The sequence below is a fragment of the Hypericibacter terrae genome (genome assembly GCF_008728855.1).
In the GTDB taxonomy this organism is placed as follows: domain Bacteria; phylum Pseudomonadota; class Alphaproteobacteria; order Dongiales; family Dongiaceae; genus Hypericibacter; species Hypericibacter terrae.
On sequence record NZ_CP042906.1, the window covers coordinates 3,427,046 to 3,452,145 of the forward strand.

Genomic DNA, 25,100 nt, shown 5'->3' on the forward strand with positions numbered 1-25,100 from the left:
ACCTAATCACCGCCACTTGATGGGCCTGGTGGGTCCATCTCAGCCAGGAAGCCGACATGCCCGCATCCTCCCGCCTCGACAATGAACGCCAGATCAAGAGCCCGCACGGCACCACGCTCAGCGCCAAGAGCTGGCTGACCGAGGCGCCCTTACGCATGCTGATGAACAATCTCGACGCCGCGGTCGCCGAGAAGCCGCAGGAACTGGTGGTCTATGGCGGCATCGGCCGCGCCGCACGCGATTGGGAATGCTACGACCGGATCGTGGCCAGCCTGCGCAGCCTCGAGGCGGACGAGACCCTGCTGGTCCAGTCGGGCAAGCCGGTCGGTATCTTCCGCACCCATGCCGACGCGCCCCGCGTCCTCATTGCCAACTCCAATATCGTGCCGCATTGGGCGACCTGGGAGAAATTCCACGAGCTCGATCGCAAGGGCCTGATGATGTACGGCCAGATGACGGCCGGGTCCTGGATCTATATCGGCAGCCAGGGCATCGTGCAGGGCACCTACGAGACCTTCGTCGAGGTCGGACGCCGGCATTTCGGCGGCCATCTCAAGGGCAAATGGATCCTGACCGGCGGGCTCGGCGGCATGGGCGGCGCGCAGCCGCTGGCTGCCACCATGGCGGGCGCCTCGATGCTGGCGGTCGAATGCCAACCCAGCCGCATCGAGCGCCGTCTCGAAACGCGCTATCTCGACCGGCGTGCCGACAATCTCGACCAGGCGCTGGGCATGATCAAGGAGGCGACAGTGCAGGGCCAGGCGGTTTCGATCGGTCTCCTCGGCAATGCCGCCGAGATCTTCCCCGAACTGGTGCGCCGCGGCATCCGTCCCGACATCGTCACGGACCAGACCTCGGCGCATGATCCTCTCAACGGCTATCTGCCGGCCGGCTGGTCGCTCGACAAGGCCGAGCGGCTGCGCGAGAGCGATCCGGACGCCGTGGTCCAGGCCGCCAAGCAATCGATGGCGGTGCAGGTCAAGGCCATGCTCGATTTCCATCGCATGGGCATTCCCACGCTCGACTACGGCAATAACATCCGGCAGATGGCGCTCGAGATGGGCGTGGCCGACGCGTTCGATTTCCCGGGCTTCGTGCCGGCCTATATCCGTCCCCTCTTCTGCCGCGGCATCGGCCCGTTCCGCTGGGCCGCCCTCTCCGGCGATCCGGAGGACATCTACAAGACCGATGCGCGGGTGAAGCAGCTCATTCCCGACAATCCGCATCTCCATAACTGGCTCGACATGGCCAAGGAACGCATCCAGTTCCAGGGCCTGCCCGCGCGCATCTGCTGGGTGGGGCTGGGCGAGCGCGCCAGGCTCGGCCTCGCCTTCAACGAGATGGTGGCGAAAGGCGAGCTCAAGGCGCCGGTCGTGATCGGCCGCGACCATCTGGACTCCGGCTCGGTCGCGAGCCCTAACCGCGAGACCGAGGCGATGCAGGACGGCTCGGACGCCATCAGCGACTGGCCGCTCCTCAACGCGCTGCTCAACACCGCGTCCGGCGCCACCTGGGTCTCGCTCCATCATGGCGGCGGTGTGGGCATCGGCTATTCGCAGCATGCCGGCATGGTGATCGTCGCCGACGGCACCAAGGACGCCGCGCGCCGGCTCGAGCGGGTCCTGACCAACGACCCCGCGACCGGCGTCATGCGCCATGCCGATGCCGGCTACCAGATCGCGATCGATTGCGCCAAGGAGAAGGGCCTGAAGCTGCCGATGCTCGGCAAATAGGCGGCGCGGCCCGCAGGCGAGGGAGAACGCGGATGCTCAAGCTTGTCGTGGTCTGCCATCGGCGCGAAGGATGGTCGCGCGAACGCTTCCGCCAATATTTCCGCGAGGTGCACGGCCCCCTCGCCGTAGCGATCCCGCATGTCGCCCGCTATGTGCAGAACTTCGTCGAGCCGGACGTGGTCGAGGGCGATCCGCCCTGGGACGCGGTGATCGAGTTCTGGTTCGCCGACCGTGCCGCCTACGATGCCGCCTGGGCCTCGCCCGAGGGCCAGCGTGCCGCGGGCGACAATCCGAATTGCATGGACATGAATCGCACCGCCTGGGGCCTGGTGGACGAGGTCGTTGTTCGTCCCTGATGCCGGGGTTTTCGGCGGCTGGCTTGGAACGGAGGAGACAGAGTTTGTATTCGCTGAGTCCCGAGGATGCCAAGATCCTGCCCGAATTCCTGCGCCAGGAGCGCAAGGATTTTTCCCTGGAGCTGCGGCGCGCCCTGAACCGGCTGCGTCTCGTTCCGCTCGCCGACCGCGAAGTCATCGTCGCCATCGATTCGAAACACTGGCGGCTCGCCCGCCTCGGCAGGAATCGCGGAGATCCCGTCCGGTTCATCGATGAACGCGTGTTCACCGATCACAAGCGCGCCGAGTGGGAAGTCCTCAAGATGCGCTGGCAGCGTCTCACCGGCACCCCCCTCCCCAATTCGGCTGAAGCAGAATGAAGATCATCGGTTATCCGGCGGAACTCATTTACCGCCCCGGCGACAAGGCCCGCTTCATGGTCTCGACCGACGGGATCGCCGCCTTCGACGCGGTGCTCGTTCGGATCGTCTGCGGCGATCCCCGGGAGACCGGTCCGGGCTTCAAGGAAGCTCCCATCGCGGCCTGCCGCAAGACTTCCATTACCGGCAGGAAGCAGGGCACCGAGATCGGCTCCTTCATGACCGTCGCGCCAGGCGCCGCGATGGACAACCGGGCGGTCGGCTTCGTGTTCAACGTCTTCGCCACGACCCCCACCAAACAGGGCCAGACGCTCTTTGCGCGTTGGGACGAGCGCAGAAAGCTCGGGTTCAAGATCGGCATCGATGGGCGGTCGAGGTTGCGGATGGAACTCGGCGATGGAGCCGGGGCGACCGCCAGCCTGGCGCTCCCACAAGCGCTGCAAGCGCGATGCTGGACCACCGTTGGGATCGGCCTTTCCGTCGATACCGGCCGGATGACGCTGATGATGAGGACTGTCGATCCCCATGGCTTCGGGACCGCCATGGTGGAAGCGACGGGCGATGGCCTGCCGCTGGAGGGAAAGCTGGCAGGGCTGCCGCTCAGCTTCGCCGCCCGCCGGAACGGGCGGGATGCCGCGCCGAGGATGACAGGGTTCTTCAACGGACGTCTCGAATCCCCGGTCATGCTGGCTCGGATTCCCACCGTGGCGGATATCGAGGCCTATCGGGCGGGCGGGCCTGAAAAGGTTCACCAACCGGCCACCTTCTGGGATTTCGCCCATGACTTCACCGCCTCGCGGATCGCAGACCGGATCGGCGGCCTCGATGCCGAGTTGGTGAATCTTCCCTCCCGCGGCGTCACGGGCGCGCAATGGGACGGCACCGTCCAGAAGTTCCTGGAGAAGCCGGCGCATTACCGCGCCGTTCACTTCCACGACGACGATCTGGAGGACTGCGCCTGGGACGAGAGCTTTGCGTTCGACCTCCCGGACGACCTGGCCAGCGGCATCTATGCGGCGAAGCTCACGGCCGGCGACGCGGAGCATCATGTCGTGTTTCTGGTGGAGGAGCGCAGCGGTGAGAACCGTGCCGATATCGCCTTCCTGGCCTCCTCCGTCACTTACGTCGCCTATTCGAACGAGCATTACGACTTCGACGATCCCAATATGGAAATGAAGAACGGGGCGGTCGCGACCTACGACGCCTCGGACCTCTACCTGAACGAACATCGGGAGCTCGGCCTCTCGACTTATGACCGCCATTGCGACGGTTACGGCGTGTTCTATTCGAGCGCCCGCCGGCCCCTGTTCAGCATGCATGTCAAGAACAAGGTCTGGGCTCTGGCCGCGGACACCCATGTGACCGACTGGCTGGAGGCGCGCCGCCTGCCCTTCGACCTGATCACGGATCACGCGGTGCATGCGGAGGGGCTGTCGCGGCTCGCCCGCTACAAGGTGGTGATCACGGGCACCCATCCCGAATACTGGACCACGGCGATGTGGGACGCGATGACCCGCTATCTCGCGGCCGGCGGCCGGCTGATCTATCTCGGCGGCAACGGCTTCTATTGGCGCACGGCCCTTCACCCGCAAAAACCCTGGCTCGTGGAGCTGCGCCGCGCGGAAACCGGCGCCCGGTACTGGGACAGCGAGGCGGGCGAGGCCTATATGAGCTTCACCGGAGAATTCGGCGGCTTGTGGCGCCGCTCGGCGACGGCGCCGCAAAAGCTTGTCGGCGTCGGCACGGTCGCCACCGGCTTCGACTACTCCTCCCACTACCGCCGGCGGCCCGAAAGCGACGATCCTCGCGCCCGCTTCATCTTCGAAGGCGTCGAGGAGGAGATCCTCGGCGATTTCGGCAGCATTGGCGGCGGTGCCGCGGGATCGGAGATCGACCGGGCCGATCCCTGGCTGGGCACGCCCGCGCACAGCCTGATCGTCGCCCGCTCCGAGGGTCACACGCGGCAATACAATGTGGTTCCCGAGGAAACGCCCTTCCACCACCCCACCATCAATGGGCAGGAGGCGGAGAAGTGCTATGCGGACCTGGTGTTCTTCGAGACGCCGAAGGGTGGCGCCGTGTTCTCGACGGGCTCGATCAGCTGGGCGGCGTCCCTCGCCCATAACGGCTATGCCAACAACATTTCCCGGATCACCGAGAACGTCGTCCGCCGCTTCGCGCAAGCCACGCCATTCCCCGAGCCGCCCGACGGCGGCGGCAGCGCGGAGATGCGCCGCACGCGGATCGACCAGGGTCAGGAAGCCTATGACGGAATCGACCGTCTCGATTGACCGTCCACCGAGGCGCTAGGCCGCGCCTTCGGCCTCGCGCTGCGGCCCGACATCCATGCGCGGGATGAAGGAGTCCGCATCGGCCGCGCGCCATTCGTCGGCGTAAGGCGTCATATCCGGAGCCGAAACCAGCACGCCGGGCTCGAGAAAGTTATAGATTCGGTCGAGGGTGCGGACCTCGATCGGGTTGAGCCGGTGCCAGATATGGCGCGGCATCAGGTCCTGCGGATGATCGAGGCCGGCGGCCGCGACCAGCTCCGCCAGCGCCTCCACCGTGTTGTGCTGGAATCCCGCCACGCGTCGCGCCTTGAGCGCCACGTCAAGGCCGCGCTGCAGGATCGGATCGTTGGTGGTGACGCCGGTGGGGCAGCGGTTGGTGTGGCAGCGCATCGACTGCACGCAGCCCAGCGAGAACATGAAGGCGCGCGCCGCGTTGCACCAGTCGGCACCCATGGCGAGATTGACCGCCATCGAGAAACCGCTGACGACCTTGCCGCTGGCGGCCAATCGGATCTCGTTGCGCAGGCCGGCGCCCACCAGCGCGTTGCGCATCAGGATCAAGCCTTCGCGCAAGGGCGTGCCGAGATGGTCCGAAAGCTCGGCCGGTGCCGCGCCCGTCCCGCCTTCCTTGCCGTCCACCACGATGAAGTCGGGCTTGATGCCGGTCTTCAGCATCGCCTTGATCAGCGCGAACACCTCGGTCGGATGGCCGATGCAGAGCTTGAAGCCGATCGGCTTGCCGCCGGACAGCTCGCGCAGCTGGGCGATGAATTCCATCATCCCGGCCGGCGTCGAGAAGGCCGAGTGGCGGCTGGGCGAAACGCAATCGATCCCCATGGCGACGCCGCGCGCATTGGAGATCTCGGCCGAGACCTTGGCGCCGGGCAGGATGCCGCCATGGCCGGGCTTGGCGCCCTGGCTGAGCTTGATCTCGATCATCCGGACCTGGTCGTTCTGCGCCTGCTCGGCGAAACGCTCCGGGCTGAAGCTGCCGTTCGGATTGCGCGCGCCGAAATAGCCGGTGCCCAGCTCATAGACGATGTCGCCGCCATGAATCCGGTGATAGCGGCTGATGCCGCCCTCGCCGGTATCGTGATAGAAGCCGCCGAGCTTGGCGCCCCAATTGAGCGCCTCGATGGCGTTGGGTCCGAGCGACCCGAAACTCATGGCGGAGATGTTGAGGATTGCGGCCTCATAGGGTTTCTTGCAGTCGTGGCCGCCGACCTTGATGTGGAACGGCTCCTTCACCACCGGCTTCGGCGCGATCGAATGGGTCATCCATTCGAAGGCGCTCGAATAGGCGTCGAGCTCGGTGCCGAAGGGCTGGCGGTCCTCCTGGCCTTTCGCACGCGCATAGATCAGCGCGCGATCGTCATGGCTGTAGGGCGTCCCTGAATGATCGTCCTCGACGATGTATTGGCGCAGGTAGGGCCTCAGCGCCTCGAACAGCCAGCGGAAATGGGCCAGCAGCGGGTAGTTGCGCATGAGCGAATGGGAAGGCTGCACAAGGTCCCAGCTCCCCATCGCCAGCAGCGGCAGCAGGACCAGCAGCGGCCAGAACCATTCGGCGGACTCTGTCAGCCCCAGCGCGATGCTCAGCAATGTGAGCAAGAGGACGGCGGCGAACAGGCTGAATCGTTTCGCGGCTGCCTGGAGATCAGCCGTCGTTGTCACGCTCATTGAGCCATTTCCTTCACTGACGCTGTTGCGGCTTCGCCAACCGGCTCAGGCTTCGCTTTCGCCCGGCGCCAAGCGCCGGTTATAGCCGCGCAGGAAGACCGCGATCACGCAGCCCTGCGGCGCCACGCTCCAATGTTTGCTGCGGGGTTCGTAGCGCACGAAATCGCCGGGTCGGAAGATCGTCCCGTCGCTGTCATGGAGCTCGCCTTCCATGATCAGGAAGGATTCGCCATGGCTATGCTCATGCGGCGCCGAGCGGGCGCCGGGCTCGAACCGCAGCAGGAAGAGACCGTCGCCGGTCTTCCTGTCGAAATCGAGCGGCAGCCAGTTGAAGTCCGGCGTCGGCGCGCCGTAACGATCGTCGGGGACGAAGGGCGCCGTCTTGATGTTGGTGATGCGGCGCAGGGCCGTGAGTCTTCCGGAATCCGCATTCATGGGAATGAGCCCTCTCCTGCCCGGCCGGCGGTCGGGCGGCACCGGCACTGGGGGCGCAACGGACTCGGACCGACGGCGATCCCTCATTCCGTGCCCAAGGAGGACCGGACGTCAAGTTTCCGACGGGAGACGCTCTTTCGGGCGGGCCCGGGCTTATCGCGCCAGGCGCCAGGCGGCGCGGAAGCCTGGCAGGGTCAGCGGCAGGAAGGCGCAGAAGATCCAGAATCCGATCGACCGGAGCCGCGCTTCGGGCGTGACCAGTTCCAGGCCCAGGCCGTTGGCGATGATGGCGGCGAGCGCGGCACCGATCGCATAGCTCAGCATCTGCGTGGTCGGCAGCGCGCCGGCCGCCCGTTCCCGCTCGGCCTCGATCGCGCCCGACGCCACCCGTCGCGCGATGAAGGCCCAGCTTACGCCGAAGCCCCCGCCCTGCAATCCGGCCGAAACGGCGATGGCCCAGACCGGCCCCTGCGGCACCGAGAGCGCGAAGCCGAGAAGACCCAGCGCGATCATGCTGGCGCCGAGCTTGATGCAAAGCGGTTCGCCTTTGGGCCTGACCCAGCCCACCATCATCGCGGTGACGCTCCAGGCGACGGATTCGATCGCGATCATGTAGCCCGCCTCGAGCAGGGTGATGTGATGCAGCTGCACCAGCAGCAGCGGCCCATAGACGCTGAAGGAGATGGTCGCGACCGAGAAGCAGAGCACCATCAGCAGCCCGAACCGCACCGGCGCCGCGGACAGGGATCGCTCGGGCAGCAGCGGCGAATGCTCGCGCCGGTCGAAATAGAAGAACAGCGCCAGGAAGCCAAGGCCGATCGCGACCGACAGCGCCGCAAGAGCCACGGAATCGACAACGCTCGCGGCTGCGATTCCCAGCACGCCCGGCACCAGCATGAGAAGCGCGCACCAGGGTGCCCGCAGCTCGAGGCCTTGCGCCGAGGATGCGACATTGCCGAAGAGGAAGGGCGAACAGAGCGCCACCACCAGCGCCTGGGCGCCGAAGGCCCAGTAGGCGTCGCGCCAGAGCCCGGCCTCGGCGAAGAGCCCACCGACGAGCGGCCCGAACAGCGCCGAGACTCCCCAGACCGCGGAGACCCAGGCGAAGATGCGGGTCCAGTGCCGCTCCGGAAAGACGCGCGTCACGGCGACATGGAACAGCGCCACCATCACGCCGCCGCCGAGGCCCTGCACCAGGCGGCCGATGAGGAAGAAACCCATGTCCGGCGCCATCGCGTCGAGCACGCAGCCGAGCGTGAAGAGTGCGCTGGCCGCCGCCGTCGCGCGGCCGATGCCGAAGCGCAAGGCCATGAGGCCGCCGAGCGACGCCGCCACGATCGAAGCGACCTGATAGAGCGCGAAGGCCCAGCCGGTCCAGGCGATCCCGCCGATATCGGCGACGATGGCAGGGATGGTCGTGACCACGATCAACCCGTCCGCCGCATGCAGCCAGATGCCGAAGCAGATCAGCAGGAAAGGCGCCCAGCGCCCCTGGCCGAGAATCTCGCGCCAGCCCTCTCCGGCGTAAGGATCGGCGCCCGCGAGCGCAGGATCCATGATCTGATCTCTCCCTTTTTGAAACCTTTTCGTTTCTAAATGGCGCCGTCGAATTTGACAACTGGTTTGTTGCCAAACTAATCTCGAAACCCGAGGATAACAGGGCGATGGCGACCAGCGACGACGAGGTTCTCCGACTGCTGAAGACCCGCGGGCCGATCTCGACCGCGGCCACCGCCGCTGCCCTGGGCATCACGCCCCAGGGCGCGCGCCAGCGGCTCGAGACATTGCGCGCGGCGGGACTGATCCAGGCCGGCGAGGCCAGAGGAGCGGTCGGCCGGCCGGGCCTCAACTGGTCCCTGAGCGAGGCCGGTCACGCCGAGTTTCCCGATGGCCATGACCGCCTCGCGGTCGAGCTGATCGAAACCGTCCGCAGCAAGCTGGGCGCCAGGGCCCTCGACCGCCTGATCGCGGCGCGCGAGGCGGAGCAGCATCGGCGCTATGAGACGGCTCTCGCGACGGCACAGGATGTGCCTGAAAAATTGCGGCGTCTCGCACAGGAGCGGACCCATGAAGGCTACATGGCCGAGATCCGCGAGGAAGCCGATGGCAGCCTGCTGCTGCTCGAGCATCATTGCCCGATCTGCGCCGCGGCCACCGCCTGCCAGGGCTTCTGCCGCTCGGAGCTGCAGCTCTTTCGCGCCGTCCTGGGGCCCGGCGCCAAGGTCGAGCGGGTGCAACATCTGGTCAGCGGTGACGGGCTCGCCGCGGGGGAACGGCGCTGCAGCTACCGGATCGAGATAGGGGAAGCGGCCAAGCCCGCCCCTTCGCCACAAAGGAAGCCGCGCCGCAACTCGCGTTCGCGTTTATAATGGAGCGATATGAAGCCCCGTCATCTCCTCTCGCTTGCAGGCATGATCATGACCAGCTTTTCCGGCGGCCAAGGCACCACCACTTCCGCGCATCCGACGCCCGTCGATTGGAGCAAGCTCCCGCTCCCCTCGGTCGAGGGCACGGCCTTCAAGCCGGAGATGTTCCGCGGCAAGGTGGTGCTGCTGGTCAACACCGCGTCCTATTGCGGCTTCACCCCGCAATATCGCGGCCTCGAGGCGCTCTGGCAGCGCTATCGCGACCGCGGTTTCCTGGTGCTGGGCGTGCCGGCCAACGATTTCGGCGCACAGGAGCCCGACCCCGACAGCCAGATCAAGCGCTTCTGCGAGACCACCTACGGGATCGGCTTTCCGATCATGGCCAAGCAGACCGTGATCGGAGAAAGGGCGCACCCGATCTATCGCTGGGCCCTCGAGCAGACCGGCCCGCAAGGCGCGCCCAAATGGAACTTCCACAAGATCCTGATCGGACGCGACGGCAAGCTGGCGGCCTGGTTCACCAGCACCGTCAAACCCTCGGACGCGAAGCTGACCGGCGCGATCGAGCAGGCGCTCGGTGCGCCCTCCGCGTAAGCTGATCCCTGCCCGATGCCGCAATCGGTGTTGCGGCGAAAAATTGCAGCCGGCTCGCCGGCAACTTGAAAAAATCTCAGCGTTCGCGGTGGCGGTCCGAGGTTAGCCTGGGGTTCGGTTCATGCGGCTGCGAGGCCACGCCCTCGCCTACCCGGAGACACGGCATGAGACATTTCTCGCTGATGGCCCGTTTCAACCAATGGGTCAACCGCCAGCTCTATGACAAGGTGGCGACGCTCGACGACGAAGCCTATCGCGCGGACACCGGAATCTTCTTCCGCACGATCCATCACACGCTCAACCATCTGCTGGTGGTGGACCGCCTCTGGATCGGACGCGTCACCGGCAGCGATCGCGGCATCTCCTCGCTCGACCAGATCCTCTTCGAGGATTTCACTTCGCTGCGGGCCGCGCGGGAGGCGGAGGACCGGGGATTGATCGCGCTGCTGGACGAGATGCCGGACGACAGGATCGAGGCGCTGGTCCGCTTCTCCACGATCAAGCGCGACCGGCATTTCGAGGCGCGGGTCCGTGATCTGCTGTCGGGCATGTTCAATCATCAGACCCATCATCGCGGCCAGATCTATGCCGTCATGCAGCAGCGCGGCATGGACCTGCCCGACGTCGACCTCCCCTTCTTCCTGCCCGAAATCGGCGAGGCGCGCGTCATCGCCTGACATCCGGTCACGAAAAAGGGCGCCGGAACGAGTCCGGCGCCCTTCTCGAGGAAGCCCTGTGCGGCGCGCTTATTTCGCCGCGAGCTTGACCTTGACCGTGGTGTTCTTGGCGGCCTTCACCTCGAAGGGCTGCTCGGCGGTCGCCTTGCCGTTGGAAACGCGGACGACATATTTGCCCTCGCGCAGCAGGAAGGTCGGCGCCGCGCCGGTCTGGCTCGCCACCATGCGGCGGTTCCCATCGCCGTCGGGCTTGGCACGCAGGATCTGCCAGCTCGTGCTCTGATCGGTGTTCGGCGCGTTGAAGGTGACCTTCGCGGAATAGAGATTGATCGTGTATTTGTACACGCTGCCCGCCTGGATCGGCATCACCAGGTCGGCCGAGGTGCCACCATAGCTGGCGCGCACCACGTAGCTGCCCTCGGGCAGCGAGAATTGCTGGGTCGGCGCCACCACCAGGAACAGACGGTCGCTCTCCTGAAGATTCGAGCCCGCGCCCTTGCGCAGGATGTAGAGCTCCCACTGCACCGCGGTCGTGATCGGCGCGCCGCCGGTATAGGGGATCATCTTCATGCTGACGGTGCCGGCATTGTAATTGAACACCAGCTTGACCGGTTTGCCCTCCGGGACCTCGATGTCGCGCTGGACGACGATCGCCTTCCAGATGCCCTCGACGATGTATTTGCCGGGCGGCAGCTTGAAAGTCGCCTCGGGCTTCTTGTCGCGCGCAAGGACCGCCTGCGGCACGCCGCCGCTCGCGACGCGCACCACCGTCCATTGGATCGGATCGGTGAGGTTCTTGAAGGCGCCGGTGGCGACAATCCCGGTCAGCTTCAGGGTGCCGGTGGATTGGGCAGGCTTCGGCGTCTCGACCGGAAGCTCCTTGTAGGAGCTCTGGCCGAGCAGATTTGCGAACTGGCTGTTCTGTGCGACCTGGGTGACGGTCGGGTTGGTGGCGGAAGAGTCTGCGGATGCAGATCCGGCGAAGACGAGCGCGCAGCTCAACGCGCAAATCGCTAGAACGAGGCGCAAGAGGGTCCCCCTTATCGATCAGGCAGATAACGAGCGAAAGGCCTATACAACAGCGGCTCGAACCCGCACAAGCGGCAAACCGCCACCACGGAAACGACGGACGATGATGGGCCGGTCAATCCGCGCCGGCGCGGCATTCAGCCGTGGGCGACGCGGGGCGTTGCAACAATAGACACAGGAGACGGTCCTGAATCGGCCACTCTCTCGCCGATCCAGCGGTCGATGAAGCGCAAGGTCCAGCGGCCCAGCGCCGCATCATGTTTCTCGATGCTCGCCAGATGCAGATCGCGCGGCTGCGCCCCGGGCCTCGCCTCGTAATCGGAAGTCTCGCCCAGCCAGCCGCGCGCATCCTCGCCGGTCACTTCGGGGTGGAACTGCAGCCCATAGGCCCGGCCCCGGCGGAACGCCTGATGGGGGAAGCGCGCGCCGCGCGCCAGCAGCTCGGCGCCCTGCGGCAGCTCGAAGCCTTCCTTGTGCCAGTGATAGACATGGCCGAGACCGGCGAAGAGATCGCCCGACTCCTTGGTCGGCTCGATCGGCCAGTAGCCGATCTCGTGCAACCCTTGCGGATGTACATCGACGCGGGCGCCCAGCGCGCGCGCCAGCAACTGGCCGCCGAGGCAGATGCCGAGATAGCGGCGGTCCTGCTCGACCCAGCGCCGGATCCAGTCGAGCTCATGGCGCATATAGTCGACATTGTCGGCGTCGTTGGCGCTCTGCACGCCGCCCAACACGATGGCGGCGGCGTAGTCCTCGACATTTTCCGGCAGGCGATCGCCCTGGGCCGGACAGCGGCATTCGACCTGATAACCGCGGGCGGTCAGATGGGGCGAGATCCGCTTCTCGCGCCACTCGCTATGGACCACCATCACAACTCGATTGCTCATTCTCCGCCCTTCGTCACCCGATCCGCCGCGGATCCGCAAAGCCGCCCGCAAGGCCGGGGCCATGCTGGGGTCGGCGCACCCGAGTCGTCAATTGCCGCGCCCGCCTAACGGCTTCGATCCGCATGCAGGAAGGCCCGCATATGGAACCCGGCCTGTGCCGGTTCGGAGCGCCATTCGGCGCCGACCGGACAGGCCCGCCGCGCGCGGCAGCCCGCCTCCAGGCAATCTTGCCCCGCAGGTCCTGCGATGTGGTTAAGGCAGGCCGGGACATCGTACCGGACGCCGCCCTCGGCCGGCTCGAACGCCCCGACCGGGCAGGCGGTCAGGCAGGGCTTCTCGGCGCAGACCTCGCAGGGATGGGTGGCCCGGGCGGGCGGCGCCAGCGAGCGCGGCTCGGCAAACAGGAGCGCCGCGCGATAGGCATGCCAGAGCCCGAATTCGGGATGGATCAGCAGGCCGAGGGGCGACGGGAACACCGGCTCGGCCCATTGCGCCCAGCGCTGGAACGGCCAGGCCGGCCGGATTTCAAAGGGATAGAGCGCGGCAGCCTCGAACTCCGCGGCCACGTCCTCGACCACCCGGCGGGTCCAGCGGTTGAGGGGATGGGGGCTGCCGTCCCGCGCTTCGGGCGCCTGGCTGAAAGCCCGCCACAGGGCCGGCCCGGCATTCCCGACCAGCATCAGGAGCCGCGCCGGCCGGCCGTCGGGCAATGCCGGCAGCCCGTCCTCCTCCGCCGGCTGGAAGCCGCCCCGGAGGATCAGGCCGTGGACCGACAACCCTTCAGCTAAGCTCTTGGCCCAATTAGGGCTCTTGGAAATGCGGGGGTCGCTCATGATAGGCTATGATGCCATTTGCCGCCCCGGCCTCCGCAAGTCCCGGATGCCGGCCGCGGCCATGAAGGAGAGGGCATGATGGAAGAGACGGTCGACTTCATCCGGATGGAAAACGGCACCTTTGAGGAATATCAGCTCCTCGACCGCCGGTTTCAGAAACATTCCCAGCACCTTCCGGACGAATTGCTGTCGCAGCTGAAGCGTCTGGGCGGCGACAAGCTCGGCTACAAGATCGACCGCTATGAGCATTCGCTCCAGACCGCCACGCGCGCCTTCCGCGCCGGCGAGGACGAGGAAGTGGTCGTGATTGCCCTCCTCCACGATATCGGCGACATCATGGCCCCGGAGAACCATTCCGATCTCGCCGCCGCGATCCTCCAGCCCTACATCTCCAAGGACAATCACTGGCTGGTCAAGCATCACGGCATCTTCCAGGGCTACTACTTCTTCCATCATGTGGGCGGCGACCGCAACGCGCGCGAACAATATCGCGGCCACCCGCTGTTCGAGCGTACGGCCGCGTGGTGCCACAACTACGACCAGAACTCGTTCGATCCGGAATACGAGAATATGCCGATCGACGCCTTCGAGCCGATGGTACGGCGCGTGATCGGGCGCAAGCCGTGGGCGTTCGTGGTTTAAGGCGACGCCTCGGCGATCATCCGGCGCTCCGACTTCACCTCGCCCTCGATGTCACCCCCGCGAAAGCAGGGGCCCATCCCGACCGAACGCGCCAAGCTTAGAGTTGGGTCCCCGCTTTCGCGGGGATGACCATCTGGTTTGACGATCGTTGGCGCGTTTCCATCGTCATGCTGGCGACGGTCGAGGTGTCTCGTCTAATCCTCATTCACTGATGGCTGCGCGCGGAACTCTGCCGCGTTCTCGATCAAGAGCCGCGCCACGTTCAAGGCACGCGGCCGGTCGACGGGAAATTTCAGAACCTCGTCTTCGATGCGAATCAGATGATCCGCAATCTCCTGCTCTGTCGCTTCGACACGCAAAAGCTCGCGAAGTTGCGGAACATGTTCGTCATAGAAGCCTTTGCCCGCCGGCAATCTCACGATTCCTACGGGATCCCATGCCGTGCTGAGGATCCGGGATATCCGTCGCGTAAGCTCGGGATTCTCGAAAACCGCGACGATCCTCTGGCCGGCGGCAACGCTGGTCTCGCGATAATGTTCCACGAAGCGCTCCACCCTTCGCTCGAGCTCGGCTCTGAAGGCGGGGGCAGCCTCACGAAGAACGCCGAGGTGCAGATCGTCAGAGTCGGAGTTGGCCGCGACGAAGACGGTGAGCGGCTCCTCGATCCGTGGATCGTCATTGCCACTCAGAAGAACGACCATCGTGAGACTCGCGCCCCAAATGGTCTCGCTGCCCTCTGCCAGGCGCTCGACATTCTCTACCACCAGATTGCGGGTTGCCTGATCAAAAGACTTGTACCGCACCGCAAATCAACCTTCTGAAAGGCCGGCTCCTACCCCCGCAGCCGCTCGTTCTTCGGGTCCCAGGCGGGTTGCGGCACGATTCTCGCCTTGCGGCGCTCGCCCATCATCAGGATCTCGAAGGCCTGGCCGTCCTGGGCCAGCTTGGGATCGACATAGGCGAAGGTCAGCGACTTGTCGATCGCATGGCCATAGGCGCCGCCCGTGGTGATGCCGACGACCTTGTCGCCCTGATAGATCGGCTCGTTGCCGTAGCAGTCGGAGTTCCCCGCATCGACCGTCATATAGACGAGCTTGATTCGGGCCCCCTGCTGCTTCGAGCGCAGGGTCGCGGCCTTGCCGATGAAGTCCTTGTCGAGATTGGTGAAGCGCTCCATGTCGCCCTCGATGAGCGTGACCTCGTTGGTCAGCTCCGAGCCCCAGCCGCGATAGGCCTTCTCCATGCGCAGCGAGTTCATCGCATAGGTGCCGAAGAGCTGGATCCCATGGGCGCCGCCCGCCTTCATCACCGCGTCGAACACGATCGGCAGCGACTTCATCGGCACATGCAGTTCCCAGCCCAGCTCGCCGACATAGTTCACGCGCAGAGCCCGCACGCCCTTCACACCCGCGACCTCGATTTCCTTGCCCGTCAGCCAGCGGAACGAAGCGTTGGTGAGGTCGGTCTTGGTGCAGGCGGCCAGCACGTCGCGCGCCTTTGGCCCCGCCAGTACCAGAACGCCGAAATCGTCGGTGATGTCGGTGATGGTGACGCGCTCGTTCGGCCTCAGGCGCCAGCTCAGCTGGTCCATGTCGTAGAGCTGGGCGGCTGCGGCCGAGAGCACATAAAAATGATCGGGTGCCAGCCGCGTGACGGTTATCTCGCTCTCGATGAAGCCGTTCTCGTTGAGAAGATGGCCCAGCATGATGCCGCCATCCTTGGCCGGGATCTTGTTGGCGCAGATCCGCTCCAGGAAGGCAGGGGCGTCGGCACCCTTCACGTCGAACTTGGCGAAGGTCGAGAGATCCATCAGCCCGACGCGCTCGCGCACGGCCTTGCATTCCGCCTTGACCGCGTCCCACCAGTTGGAGCGCTTGAAGGAATAGGTCTCGCCCTTCCCGCTCTTGTCGTACCAGCGCGCGCGCTCCCAGCCGAAGATCTGGCTGAACTGCGCGCCCGCGGCCGCGAGCCTGTCATAGATCGTCGACTTGCGCAGGCCGCGTCCGACCTGATGCTGCTCGGCCGGCTTGTAGCAGTAATACATGTGATGATAGTCGGCGATGGAGACCTCGGTGGTGTAGTCCTTGGTCGCCCAGTTGCCGAACCGGCGCGGATCGAACTCACGCATATTGATCTCAGCCTGGCCATGCACCATCCATTGCGCCAGATATTTGCCGGCGCCGCCGCCCTGGCAGATGCCGATCGAAGCGCCGCAATGCATCCAGTAGTTCTTCGGCCCATGCGCGGGGCCGGAGAGATAGACGCCGTCGGGCGTGTGGGTGATGGCGCCGGAGATGATGGATTTGAGGCCGGCTTCGCCGAAGAGCGGGAAGCGCTCGGCCGCCTTCTCGAGCCAGGGCGTGAGACGATCGAGCTCGGGGGCGATCAGCTCGCTCTCGAAATCCCAGGCCGGCGGCTTGCCGTCCCAGCAGACATGCGCCGTGGCGGTCTCGTAGGGACCGACCAGCACGCCGTTGGTCTCCTCACGCAAGTAAGCGTGCGAATAGGGATCGCGCACCACCGGCAATTCCTTCTCGAGCTGGACCAGCTCCTTGAGCGGCTCGGTGATCATGTAGTGATGCAGCATGTTGGCGATCGGCACGTTATGGCCGGTCCAGGAGCCGACCACGTCGCAATAAGAACCGGCCGAGTTCACCACATGCTCGCAGGTGATGTTGCCCTTGTCGGTGATGACCTGCCATTCGCCGGTCTTGAGCAGCTTGATGTCAGTCACGAGCGTGCGGCGATAGATCTCCGCGCCGAGCTTGCGGGCCCCCGCCGCCATCGCATTGGTGATGTCGGCCGGCGCCACATGGCCGTCGGTCACGGTCAGGAAGGCGGCCTTGATGCCGTCGGTGTTGAGGAAGGGGTGATGTTCCTTGATCTCGTCCGGCCCGATGATATGGGCCTCGTAGTTGGCGAGCTTGGAGAGGCCATAGACCTGCTTCAGCCAGTTCACCTCCTCGTCGGTGGTGGCGATGCGCAAGCCGCCGCAGCCATGCCAGCTCACCGCCTGCCCCGTCAGCTTCTCGAGCTGGGGGTAGAGCTGGGTGCCATAGACATGCACCTTGGTCATGTTGAGCGAGCTGTTGAAATGCGGGCATTGGCCCGCCGCATGCCAGGTCGAGCCCGAGGTCAGCTCGCCCTTCTCCACCAGCACGACGTCGGACCAGCCTTCGAGCGCCAGGTGGTAGAGCAGCCCCACCCCCATCACGCCACCGCCGACGACCACCACTCTCGCATGCGACTTCATCGAAGCTCCTGCTCGTCAAATTCATTGCGCGGGGGAATTTAGCGGGCGGGGGCGCCCGATCTCAAGCGCCCTGGCGCCATCTCACCGTCATCCGAACGAGACGCGGCGAAAGGGCCGCAGCGTCAGCGCCTTCAGACTGGTCTGGAATCGGTCAGGCGGCGCCCTTGATCTTGCCCGGGCCCGCGGCCCGCGCGGCGGCCGCGGCGGCAACCGCCGGCCCGCCCCGCTCGCGCCGCGGCGTGCGGCCGAAGAAGTCGCGGTAGCATTTGGAGAAATGCGAGGCCGAGACGAAGCCGCAGGCCAGCGCCACGTCGATCACCGACATGTTGGTCTGGAGCAGCAGCAGCCGCGCGCGATTGAGACGCAGCTCGACGTAATAGCGGGCCGGCGAACGGTTCAGATATTTGCGGAAGAGGCGCTCGAGCTGGCGGTTGGAAAGGCCCGCCGCGTCGGCCAGGTCGTGGCGCTCCAGCGGCTCCTCAAGATGCTCTTCCATCAGCTTGATCACGGAGAGCAGCTTGGGATGGCGCACGCCGAGGCGGGCCGGCAGCGCCATGCGCTGATGGTCGTGGCGGTCGCGGATGCGCTCATGGATGAACTGGTCGGAGACCGAGGCCGCCAGCTCGTGGCCATGCTGCTCGGCGATCAAATTCAGCATGAGATCGAGCGAGGCAGTGCCGCCGGAGCAGGTGAAGCGGTTGCGATCGATTTCGAACAGCTCGCTCGTCACCTCGATCTGCGGGAAATCCTCGGCGAAGCCCGCCATGTTCTCCCAATGGATGGTGCAGCGATAGCCGTCCATGAGCCCGGCGCGGGCGAGGATATGCGTGCCGGTGCAGAGCGCGCCGATATCGGCCCCCTGCCGCTCGCAGCGGCGCAAGGCCGCGAACAGGCCGCGATCGTTATAGGTGTGGGCGTCGATGCCGCTGCAGAGGATCACGGTGTGGAAATTGACCGCCTGATCCGCATTGCCCGAGGGATTGAGCTCGATTCCGTTGCTGGCCGCGACCGGCTTGCCGTCGGCGGAGAACAGATGCCAGCGATAGAGCTGCTTTCCGCTCGCGCGGTTCGCCAGCCGGAGCGGCTCGACGGCCGCCGTGAAGGCGATCATCGAGAAGTTGGGCACCAGCAGGAAAGCGATCTGCTGCGGCAGTTCGCGGGGAGGATCACCGAACATGGAACGTCCAGAATGGGGGTCGGGCCAGGAAACGGGGCGCACTCTACGCTATGTCGCGAAATGAATAAATGGTGGCGTAGGGTCGCAAGACCGGAATCGGCGCCGGACCGCCATTTTCGCGGCCCGGGATGCGGCCCCGGGGCGCTTGCAACCCCTTCCCACCACTGCCATTTTGTCCGCCGCCCAGCCCCTCCCGAGGAGGCCCACGCCCGTGGCCTTGAGACCCAAATATTCGATTATCGGCCTGATCCGGAACGCTCTTTCCTACCACCAGGATTGGCAGACGGCCTGGCGCAGCCCGGATCCCAAGCCCGAATACGACGTCATCATCGTCGGCGGCGGCGGCCATGGCCTCGCCACGGCCTACTACCTCGCCAAGGAACATGGCATCACCAATGTGGCGGTGCTCGAAAAGGGCTGGCTCGGCGGCGGCAATACGGGCCGCAACACCACGATCGTGCGCTCCAACTATCTCTGGGACGAGAGCGCCCATCTCTACGAGCATTCGCTGAAGCTGTGGGAGGGCCTCTCCCAGGATCTGAATTTCAACGTCATGTTCTCGCAGCGCGGGCTGATGAGCCTGGCGCACAACCTGGGCGACCTGCGCGAGATCAACCGGCGCGTCAACGCGATCCGCCTCAACGGCATCGATTCCGAGTTCCTCGATGTCGAGCAGTGCAAGGCCTATTGCCCGATCCTCAACACCGATCCCAAGTCGCGCTATCCGGTGCTGGGCGCCTCGCTGCAGCGCCGCGGCGGCACGGCGCGCCATGACGCGGTCGCCTGGGGCCTTGCCCGCGCGGCTGACGCGCGCGGCGTCGACATCATCCAGAACTGCGAGGTCACGGGCTTCCGCATCGAGAACGGCCGGGTCAAGGGCGTGGAGACCACGCGCGGCTATATCGGCGCGAAGAAAGTCGGCTGCGTCGTCGCCGGCCATGCCAGCGTCGTCGCCGCCATGGCGGGCTTCCGCCTGCCGATCGAAAGCCACCCCCTGCAGGCCATGGTGTCCGAGCCGATCAAGCCGATCCTCGACACGGTCGTGATGTCGAACGCGGTCCATGTCTATGTCAGCCAGTCCGACAAGGGCGAGCTGGTGCTGGGTGCCGGCATCGACGCCTTCAATTCCTATGCCCAGCGCGGCAGCCCCTTCATCCTCGAGCATCAGATGAACGCGCTCTGCGAGCTCTTCCCCATCTTCAGCCGCCTCAAGATGATGCGGAGCTGGGGCGGCATCGTCGACACCTGCCCGGATGCGAGCCCGATCATCGGCCGCACCCCGGTCGAGGGCATGTATTTCAACTGCGGCTGGGGTACGGGCGGCTTCAAGGCCACGCCGGGCTCGGGCTGGGTCTTCGCCGACACCATCGCCAACGAACGGCCGCACAAGCTCGCCGAGCCCTTCGCCCTCGAGCGCTTCGTCTCCGGCTATCTGATCGACGAGCATGGCGCCGCCGGCGTCGCTCACTGAAGGACCAGGCCCGATGCTGCTGATCCCCTGCCCCTATTGCGGCGCCCGCGACGAGACCGAGTTCTCCTACGGCCATGAGGCGCATATCGCGCGGCCGGAGAATCCCGACGCGCTCAGCGACGCCGAGTTCGCGAACTATCTCTTCATGCGAAAGAATCCGAAGGGCGTGCATTACGAACGCTGGATGCATGCGCGCGGCTGCCGGCGCTGGTTCAACGTTGCGCGCCACACCGTGTCGCACCGGATTCTCGCCGTCTACAAGATGGGCGAACCGCCGCCGAGCGATCTCGGCGCTGGGAGCGCGCAGCCATGAGCCGCCAGAGCCACCGCCATCCCGAGCGCGGCCGCATCGATCGCGACCTGCCGTTGCGCTTCACCTTCAACAACCGCACCTATTACGGCTACAAGGGCGACACGCTGGCCTCGGCGCTCATCGCCAACGGCGTGGCGCTGGTCGGCCGCAGCTTCAAATATCACCGCCCGCGCGGGATCATGACCGCCGGCTCCGAGGAGCCGAACGCGCTGGTGCAGCTGGGCGAAGGAGCCCGCACCGAGCCGAACATCCGCGCGCCGCAGGTCGAGCTCTTCGACGGGCTGGTCGCGGCGAGCCAGAATTGCTGGCCCTCGATCGACCTCGACATCGGCGAGAGCAACAGCCTGCTCTCGCGCATCTTCCCGGCCGGCTTCTACTACAAGACCTTCATGTGGCCGAAGAGCGCCTGGATGAAGTACGAGTACTTCATCCGCAAGGCCGCGGGCCTGGGCGTCGGCCCGAGCGAGCCCGATCCCGATCGCTACGACAAGCAGTTCACCCATTGCGACGTCCTGGTCGTGGGCGGCGGTCCCGCCGGCCTGGCCGCGGCGCTGGCCGCCGGCCGCAGCGGAGCCCGCGTGATTCTGGCCGACGAGCAATCGGAGTTCGGCGGCCAGTTGCTCTCGAGCCCGTCCGAAGCCATCGACGGCAAGCCCGCTTCCGAATGGGTCGCGAGTGCCGCAGCCGAGCTGGCGGCGATGCCGGAGGTCAAGCTTCTCACCCGCACCACCGCCTTCGGCTATTACGACTACAACTACGTCGCCCTGGTCGAGCGCGTGACCGACCATCTCGGGCCGGGTGCCAAAGGCCCGCGCCAGCGCCTCTGGCGCGTCCGTGCCAAGCAGGTCGTGCTGGCGGCCGGCGCCATCGAACGGCCACTGGTCTTCGCCGACAATGACCGTCCCGGCACCATGCTGGCCTCGGCCGCCCGCTCCTATCTGAACCGCTTCGGCGCGACGCCGGGGCACAAGACCGTGCTCTTCACCAACAATGACGGCGCCTATCGCACCGCCCTCGATCTGGTCGAGGCGGGTGCCACGGTCGCCGCCATTGTCGATCTGCGCGCCGACCCCAAGGGCGAGCTGGTCCAGGCCGCGCGCGCCAAGGGCATCGAGTTGCTGGCGGGCCATGCGATCACCGGTACCGCCGGCCATAAGCGCATCAAGGGCGTCAAGGTCATGGCGCTCAACGCGGCGGGCGATGCCGTCGGGGGCGGTGCGCGCCAGATCGATTGCGACGCGCTGCTGGTGTCCGGCGGCTGGAACCCGACGGTGCATCTCTATTCGCAGTCGCGCGGCTCGCTCAAATTCGACGAGGCGATCTCCTCCTTCGTGCCGGATCGTCCGCATGAAGCGACGTTGACGGCCGGCGCCATCAATGCGGCTTTCCGCACCTCCGATTGCCTGGCGCAGGGCTTCGCCGCCGGCGGCCAGGCCGCCAAAGCGGCCGGTTTCGACGAGAATGCCGGGAGCGCCCCGAGCCTGACCTCGCCCGAGCCGGCGGAGGAACCGCTGCGGCCGATCTGGCTGGTCCCGTCCGACAAGCCGCTGGGCCAAGGCGGCAAGCATTTCGTCGACCACCAGAACGACGTGACCGCGGCCGACGTGGCGCTCGCCAACCGAGAAGGCTACCGCTCGGTCGAGCATCTCAAGCGCTACACGACCATGGGCATGGGCACCGACCAGGGCAAGACCAGCAACGTCAATGCGCTGGCGATCCTGGCCGATCTGCGCGACGCGCAGATCCCCGAGGTCGGCTTTACCACCTTCCGCGCGCCCTATACGCCGGTCACCATCGGCGCCTTCGTGGGCCATGAGAATGGCGATTTGTTCGACCCGATCCGGCGCACGCCCATGCATGGCTGGCACGAGAAGGCCGGCGCGCTGTTCGAGAATGTCGGGCAGTGGAAGCGGCCCTGGTACTACCCGAAGCATGGCGAGACCCTGCATGATGCGGTCAATCGCGAGGTCAAGGCGACCCGCACCAGCGTCGGCATCGTCGATGCCTCGACCCTTGGCAAGATCGACATTCAGGGGCCCGATACCGCCAAGCTGCTCAACATGATCTACACCAACGCCTGGACCAAGCTCGAGGTCGGGCGCTGCCGCTATGGCCTCATGTGCGGCGAGGACGGCATGGTGTTCGACGACGGCGTCACCACGCGGCTTGCCGAAGGCCATTTCCTGATGAGCACCACCACGGGCAATGCGGCGCGCGTGCTGGCCTGGCTCGAGGAGTGGCTGCAGACCGAATGGCCGGGCATGAAGGTGTTCTGCACCTCCGTCACCGAGCAATGGGCGACCGTCGGCGTCAACGGGCCGATGGCGCGCCGGCTGCTGTCGGAGCTCACCACCGACATTCCGCTCGACGACGCGGCCTTCCCCTTCATGTCCTACAAGGAAGGGCATGTCGCCGGCATCCCGGCGCGGGTCATGCGCATCAGCTTCACCGGCGAGCTCACCTACGAGGTCAACGTGCCCTCGAGCTACGGCCTGGCCTTGTGGGAAGCGCTGATGGCGGCCGGCGAGAAATACGGCATCACGCCCTACGGCACCGAGGCGATGCATGTGCTGCGCGCCGAGAAGGGCTTCATCATCGTGGGCCAGGAGACCGACGGCACCCAGACGCCGCAGGATCTCGGCATGGAGTGGGCGATCGCGAAGTCGAAGCCGGACTTCCTCGGCAAGCGTGCGCACAAGCGTGCCGACACGGCGCGGCCCGATCGCAAGCATCTGGTCGGGCTCCTGACCGAGAATCCGAGCGAGCTCATCCCCGAGGGCGGCCAGGTCGTGGCCGAGCTCGAGCGCAAGCCGCCAATGGCCATGATCGGCCATGTCACCTCGAGCTATTACAGCCCGAATGTCGGCCGCTCGATCGCCATGGCCGTGCTCAAGAACGGCCGCAACCGCATGGGCGACACGGTCTTCATCCCGCTGGTCGATCGCACGATCCGCGCCAAGGTGACCGAAGCCCGCTTCTTCGACATCGAAGGGACCCGCCTCAATGGTTGAGCCCTATCTGCGACGTTCGCCGCTGGCCCATCTGGGCTTGCGCGCCCGCGCCGCCTCGCAGACCGGCGTTCTGCAAGAGGCCGAAATCGTCCTGGCCGAGCGCCCGCATCGCTGCCAGATCAATCTGCGTGGCAATGTGGTCGACCCGGCCTTCGCCGACGCCGTGCGCCAGGCGACCGGCCTCGCCTTGCCACAGGCGCCCAACAGCGTCGCCCGCGCCGGCGAACTGCGGGCCCTCTGGCTCGGGCCCAACGAATGGCTCGTCATCGGACCGGCGGGCCGCGAGGCCGATCTCTCCCGCAGCCTGCGCACCAGTCTCACCGGCCAGCATGCGGCCGTGACCGACGTCAGCGAGGCGCGGAGCTGCATCCTCGTGGCCGGCCCCAAGGCACGCGAGCTCCTGGCGCGCGGGATCAGCCTCGACCTTCACCCCCGCGTGTTCGGGCCGGGACGCTGCGCCCAGACCGGTCTTGCCGGCGCCAACATCTTCCTCGAGCAGATCGACGACCGGCCGGGCTACGAGATCTCGGTGCTGAACAGCTTCACCGATCATCTCTGGCGCTGGCTGGAACGGGCCGGCGAAGACTACCGGATCGCGGTGGCGTCCGACTGATGTCCCGGCCCAGGCGCCGCTCCCCCTGGCTTGCGGCGGCGCTGCTGGCGTCCCTGATCGCCGGCAACGGATCACCTGCGCGGGCCGAGGATCCCAAGCCGCTGACCGGCCCCGAGATCGCGACCCTTCTCGTCGGCAACTCGATCGAGGGGAGCTGGGGCGGCTCTTCCCATTTCCGCAGTTTCTTCGCGCCCGACGGGACCACGCTCTACCAGCCGGAAGGGCAGCCGCCCGAGCAGGGCCATTGGAAGGTGGTCGGCGACCAATATTGCTCGGTCGCCGACGACGGCGACGCCTGCTTCAATCTCTATCGCGACGGCGACAGCCTGATCTGGGAAGACCCCAACAGCCACGCGCGATTTCCCTCCAATGTGATCCAGGGCAAGGCGGTGCCGTGGTAATCCCGGAGCGATGATCGGCGAACGTTCTGCAGGCCAATTTCCAACCCGCGTTTCCGCTTCATCGTCGTCGTGCCGCAATCGGAACGCGCGCGCCCGCGGCTGTGGCATTCCGGTGGCAAAAACCCGCCATGCGCTGCGCGCCTTCACACTCTCTTCATCTTTGTCTCTGATGATGAATCGCTGCAGATTCATGACGCTTCTTGATCGATCATCCAACGTCCCCGATGACGATCGAAAAACCCGCATAAAACCTGCAACTCTCCTCCCACAACGCGCGATTGCAGTGGCGGAAAATTTCCGTTGCCACAACTCTGCCACGGGCGCGTCAGCCTTTCATTTACCACACCCTGAGAAAAAGGAGGGCACCTAGCGTCGTAACGAACCCGACTCGACTGGCATCGAGACGAGTTCCTCAAGGGGGAATAACTTTCATGGTTCGTTCATTTACGTCTCTCGCTCTATTTGCGCTCGCCATCGTCTTCACCCATCCCGCCGCCGCCGAGCGCTTGAAGCTGAGCGGCAGCGAAATCAAGCAGCTCCTCTCCGACAAGACCGCTTATGGCTACCGCGGCGACACCGCCTACAGCGTCTATTTCGCGCCCGACGGGACCATGGTCGAGCAGGAAAAGGACGGGAAGCGGCGCATCGGCCATTGGGTCGCCAAGCAGACCGAGCATTGCGTGACCTGGCAGGATGACGGTGCCGAGAGCTGCATGGCGCTCTATCGCGACCGCGGCCAGATCATCTGGGTCGACCCCACGACCGGCGCCATGAACCTGGCCAAGCTCAAGAGCGGCAAGAATCTCTCGACGGACCTGACTCAGTCCGCGGATCTCTCGCAGTGACGATTTCCGGTCCGGGCGGCGCCGATTTTCGGGCGCCGGCGGATCGGCGGCTTCAGGGGTTCGATCCCCGAACAAGTTCCGATGGCGTGACGACGATCGCCATTCGCCCGGTTGGCCGCGATCCGGCGGGCTGC

The 25,100-nt window shown here is 65.9% G+C and carries 24 protein-coding genes; 15 read left to right on the plus strand and 9 right to left on the minus strand.

Translation table 11 applies throughout. From position 1 onward, the window contains the following. The first annotated feature begins 56 nt into the window (after window positions 1-56). The 4 genes from hutU to FRZ44_RS15650 are packed head-to-tail and all read left to right on the plus strand — an operon-like array spanning window position 57 to window position 4,739. On the plus strand, window positions 57-1,733 hold the full coding sequence (gene hutU, locus FRZ44_RS15635) for a urocanate hydratase (RefSeq protein ID WP_151178062.1): 1,677 nt from the start codon (window positions 57-59) through the stop codon (window positions 1,731-1,733). Window positions 1,734-1,765: 32 nt separating this feature from the next. After that, window positions 1,766-2,089 (plus strand): EthD domain-containing protein, encoded by a 324-nt coding sequence (locus FRZ44_RS15640; protein WP_151178063.1) that lies wholly within the window; start codon window positions 1,766-1,768, stop codon window positions 2,087-2,089. 44 nt (window positions 2,090-2,133) lie between these two features. Then, window positions 2,134-2,448 (plus strand): hypothetical protein, encoded by a 315-nt coding sequence (locus FRZ44_RS15645; protein WP_151178064.1) that lies wholly within the window; start codon window positions 2,134-2,136, stop codon window positions 2,446-2,448. After that, complete coding sequence (locus FRZ44_RS15650; RefSeq protein WP_151178065.1) at window positions 2,445-4,739, plus strand: N,N-dimethylformamidase beta subunit family domain-containing protein; 2,295 nt, start codon at window positions 2,445-2,447, stop codon at window positions 4,737-4,739. The genes FRZ44_RS15645 and FRZ44_RS15650 overlap by 4 nt, the downstream gene beginning before the upstream one ends. A 15-nt stretch (window positions 4,740-4,754) precedes the next feature. Here FRZ44_RS15650 and FRZ44_RS15655 read toward each other — a convergent pair whose 3' ends face one another. From FRZ44_RS15655 to FRZ44_RS15665, 3 genes are all read right to left on the minus strand, one after another. Beyond that, window positions 4,755-6,419 carry an FMN-binding glutamate synthase family protein gene (locus FRZ44_RS15655; protein ID WP_151178066.1) on the minus strand — a complete coding sequence of 555 codons (1,665 nt, stop codon included), beginning with the start codon at window positions 6,417-6,419 and terminating at the stop codon, window positions 4,755-4,757. Window positions 6,420-6,464: 45 nt separating this feature from the next. Further along, window positions 6,465-6,854 carry a cupin domain-containing protein gene (locus FRZ44_RS15660; RefSeq protein ID WP_191908119.1) on the minus strand — a complete coding sequence of 130 codons (390 nt, stop codon included), beginning with the start codon at window positions 6,852-6,854 and terminating at the stop codon, window positions 6,465-6,467. A 153-nt stretch (window positions 6,855-7,007) separates the two neighbouring features. Next, complete coding sequence (locus FRZ44_RS15665) at window positions 7,008-8,411, minus strand: MFS transporter (RefSeq protein ID WP_151178068.1); 1,404 nt, start codon at window positions 8,409-8,411, stop codon at window positions 7,008-7,010. 107 nt (window positions 8,412-8,518) lie between these two features. Between FRZ44_RS15665 and FRZ44_RS15670 the strand changes: the two genes are divergently transcribed. From FRZ44_RS15670 to FRZ44_RS15680, 3 genes are all read left to right on the plus strand, one after another. After that, a complete protein-coding gene (locus FRZ44_RS15670) occupies window positions 8,519-9,223 on the plus strand; it encodes a helix-turn-helix transcriptional regulator (RefSeq protein ID WP_151178069.1) in 705 nt (234 codons plus the stop codon). 48 nt (window positions 9,224-9,271) lie between these two features. Then, a complete protein-coding gene (locus FRZ44_RS15675; RefSeq protein WP_225308285.1) occupies window positions 9,272-9,814 on the plus strand; it encodes a glutathione peroxidase in 543 nt (180 codons plus the stop codon). Window positions 9,815-9,978: 164 nt separating this feature from the next. After that, window positions 9,979-10,491 (plus strand): DinB family protein, encoded by a 513-nt coding sequence (locus tag FRZ44_RS15680; RefSeq protein ID WP_151178070.1) that lies wholly within the window; start codon window positions 9,979-9,981, stop codon window positions 10,489-10,491. Between the two features lie 69 nt (window positions 10,492-10,560). On the opposite strand, the gene FRZ44_RS15685 is transcribed toward FRZ44_RS15680, so the two are convergent. The 3 genes from FRZ44_RS15685 to FRZ44_RS15695 all read right to left on the minus strand — a co-directional run bounded on the left by FRZ44_RS15685 (window position 10,561) and on the right by FRZ44_RS15695 (window position 13,240). Beyond that, on the minus strand, window positions 10,561-11,493 hold the full coding sequence (locus FRZ44_RS15685; protein WP_151178071.1) for a hypothetical protein: 933 nt from the start codon (window positions 11,491-11,493) through the stop codon (window positions 10,561-10,563). Window positions 11,494-11,657: 164 nt separating this feature from the next. Further along, window positions 11,658-12,407, minus strand: coding sequence for a glutamine amidotransferase-related protein (locus FRZ44_RS15690; protein WP_191908120.1), 750 nt, complete (start codon window positions 12,405-12,407; stop codon window positions 11,658-11,660). A 104-nt stretch (window positions 12,408-12,511) separates the two neighbouring features. Continuing rightward, window positions 12,512-13,240 carry a ferredoxin gene (locus FRZ44_RS15695; protein ID WP_225308286.1) on the minus strand — a complete coding sequence of 243 codons (729 nt, stop codon included), beginning with the start codon at window positions 13,238-13,240 and terminating at the stop codon, window positions 12,512-12,514. Between the two features lie 75 nt (window positions 13,241-13,315). Between FRZ44_RS15695 and FRZ44_RS15700 the strand changes: the two genes are divergently transcribed. Then, window positions 13,316-13,882, plus strand: coding sequence for an HD domain-containing protein (locus FRZ44_RS15700; RefSeq protein ID WP_151178073.1), 567 nt, complete (start codon window positions 13,316-13,318; stop codon window positions 13,880-13,882). 194 nt (window positions 13,883-14,076) lie between these two features. On the opposite strand, the gene FRZ44_RS15705 is transcribed toward FRZ44_RS15700, so the two are convergent. The 3 genes from FRZ44_RS15705 to FRZ44_RS15715 all read right to left on the minus strand — a co-directional run bounded on the left by FRZ44_RS15705 (window position 14,077) and on the right by FRZ44_RS15715 (window position 18,312). Next, a complete protein-coding gene (locus FRZ44_RS15705; RefSeq protein WP_151178074.1) occupies window positions 14,077-14,685 on the minus strand; it encodes a hypothetical protein in 609 nt (202 codons plus the stop codon). A gap of 29 nt (window positions 14,686-14,714) precedes the next feature. After that, entirely contained in the window at window positions 14,715-17,135 is a 2,421-nt protein-coding gene (locus tag FRZ44_RS15710; protein WP_151178075.1) for an FAD-dependent oxidoreductase, read from the minus strand. Between the two features lie 151 nt (window positions 17,136-17,286). Continuing rightward, complete coding sequence (locus tag FRZ44_RS15715) at window positions 17,287-18,312, minus strand: GlxA family transcriptional regulator (RefSeq protein WP_151178076.1); 1,026 nt, start codon at window positions 18,310-18,312, stop codon at window positions 17,287-17,289. A gap of 217 nt (window positions 18,313-18,529) precedes the next feature. On the opposite strand from FRZ44_RS15715, the gene FRZ44_RS15720 reads away from it, so the two are divergent. The 7 genes from FRZ44_RS15720 to FRZ44_RS15750 all read left to right on the plus strand — a co-directional run bounded on the left by FRZ44_RS15720 (window position 18,530) and on the right by FRZ44_RS15750 (window position 24,966). Next, window positions 18,530-19,783, plus strand: coding sequence for a sarcosine oxidase subunit beta family protein (locus tag FRZ44_RS15720; protein WP_225308710.1), 1,254 nt, complete (start codon window positions 18,530-18,532; stop codon window positions 19,781-19,783). A gap of 13 nt (window positions 19,784-19,796) precedes the next feature. After that, complete coding sequence (locus FRZ44_RS15725; RefSeq protein WP_151178078.1) at window positions 19,797-20,096, plus strand: sarcosine oxidase subunit delta; 300 nt, start codon at window positions 19,797-19,799, stop codon at window positions 20,094-20,096. Next, on the plus strand, window positions 20,093-23,107 hold the full coding sequence (locus FRZ44_RS15730; protein ID WP_151178079.1) for a sarcosine oxidase subunit alpha family protein: 3,015 nt from the start codon (window positions 20,093-20,095) through the stop codon (window positions 23,105-23,107). Before FRZ44_RS15725 ends, FRZ44_RS15730 begins: the two co-directional genes overlap by 4 nt. Beyond that, window positions 23,100-23,720: a sarcosine oxidase subunit gamma gene (locus tag FRZ44_RS15735; RefSeq protein WP_151178080.1), complete on the plus strand. Its 621-nt coding sequence runs from the start codon at window positions 23,100-23,102 to the stop codon at window positions 23,718-23,720. Before FRZ44_RS15730 ends, FRZ44_RS15735 begins: the two co-directional genes overlap by 8 nt. Next, window positions 23,720-24,121: a hypothetical protein gene (locus FRZ44_RS15740; protein ID WP_151178081.1), complete on the plus strand. Its 402-nt coding sequence runs from the start codon at window positions 23,720-23,722 to the stop codon at window positions 24,119-24,121. The genes FRZ44_RS15735 and FRZ44_RS15740 overlap by 1 nt, the downstream gene beginning before the upstream one ends. Before the next feature lie 10 nt (window positions 24,122-24,131). Then, window positions 24,132-24,491 carry a hypothetical protein gene (locus FRZ44_RS15745; RefSeq protein ID WP_151178082.1) on the plus strand — a complete coding sequence of 120 codons (360 nt, stop codon included), beginning with the start codon at window positions 24,132-24,134 and terminating at the stop codon, window positions 24,489-24,491. Between the two features lie 61 nt (window positions 24,492-24,552). Further along, window positions 24,553-24,966 carry a hypothetical protein gene (locus tag FRZ44_RS15750; RefSeq protein WP_151178083.1) on the plus strand — a complete coding sequence of 138 codons (414 nt, stop codon included), beginning with the start codon at window positions 24,553-24,555 and terminating at the stop codon, window positions 24,964-24,966. Window positions 24,967-25,100 lie beyond the last annotated feature (134 nt).

Coding starts and splice junctions, on each gene's coding strand:
- FRZ44_RS15710 (WP_151178075.1), bottom strand. CDS start 17,135: ATGAAGTCGCATGCGAGAGTGGTGGTCGTCGGCGGTGGCGTGATGGGG.
- FRZ44_RS15675 (WP_225308285.1), top strand. CDS start 9,272: ATGACCAGCTTTTCCGGCGGCCAAGGCACCACCACTTCCGCGCATCCG.
- FRZ44_RS15665 (WP_151178068.1), bottom strand. CDS start 8,411: ATGGATCCTGCGCTCGCGGGCGCCGATCCTTACGCCGGAGAGGGCTGG.
- FRZ44_RS15655 (WP_151178066.1), bottom strand. CDS start 6,419: ATGAGCGTGACAACGACGGCTGATCTCCAGGCAGCCGCGAAACGATTC.
- FRZ44_RS15745 (WP_151178082.1), top strand. CDS start 24,132: ATGATCGGCGAACGTTCTGCAGGCCAATTTCCAACCCGCGTTTCCGCT.
- FRZ44_RS15740 (WP_151178081.1), top strand. CDS start 23,720: ATGTCCCGGCCCAGGCGCCGCTCCCCCTGGCTTGCGGCGGCGCTGCTG.
- FRZ44_RS15750 (WP_151178083.1), top strand. CDS start 24,553: ATGGTTCGTTCATTTACGTCTCTCGCTCTATTTGCGCTCGCCATCGTC.
- FRZ44_RS15690 (WP_191908120.1), bottom strand. CDS start 12,407: ATGAGCAATCGAGTTGTGATGGTGGTCCATAGCGAGTGGCGCGAGAAG.
- FRZ44_RS15715 (WP_151178076.1), bottom strand. CDS start 18,312: ATGTTCGGTGATCCTCCCCGCGAACTGCCGCAGCAGATCGCTTTCCTG.
- FRZ44_RS15730 (WP_151178079.1), top strand. CDS start 20,093: ATGAGCCGCCAGAGCCACCGCCATCCCGAGCGCGGCCGCATCGATCGC.
- FRZ44_RS15680 (WP_151178070.1), top strand. CDS start 9,979: ATGAGACATTTCTCGCTGATGGCCCGTTTCAACCAATGGGTCAACCGC.
- FRZ44_RS15695 (WP_225308286.1), bottom strand. CDS start 13,240: ATGAGCGACCCCCGCATTTCCAAGAGCCCTAATTGGGCCAAGAGCTTA.
- FRZ44_RS15735 (WP_151178080.1), top strand. CDS start 23,100: ATGGTTGAGCCCTATCTGCGACGTTCGCCGCTGGCCCATCTGGGCTTG.
- FRZ44_RS15660 (WP_191908119.1), bottom strand. CDS start 6,854: ATGAATGCGGATTCCGGAAGACTCACGGCCCTGCGCCGCATCACCAAC.
- FRZ44_RS15650 (WP_151178065.1), top strand. CDS start 2,445: ATGAAGATCATCGGTTATCCGGCGGAACTCATTTACCGCCCCGGCGAC.
- FRZ44_RS15700 (WP_151178073.1), top strand. CDS start 13,316: ATGATGGAAGAGACGGTCGACTTCATCCGGATGGAAAACGGCACCTTT.
- FRZ44_RS15725 (WP_151178078.1), top strand. CDS start 19,797: ATGCTGCTGATCCCCTGCCCCTATTGCGGCGCCCGCGACGAGACCGAG.
- FRZ44_RS15640 (WP_151178063.1), top strand. CDS start 1,766: ATGCTCAAGCTTGTCGTGGTCTGCCATCGGCGCGAAGGATGGTCGCGC.
- FRZ44_RS15670 (WP_151178069.1), top strand. CDS start 8,519: ATGGCGACCAGCGACGACGAGGTTCTCCGACTGCTGAAGACCCGCGGG.
- hutU (WP_151178062.1), top strand. CDS start 57: ATGCCCGCATCCTCCCGCCTCGACAATGAACGCCAGATCAAGAGCCCG.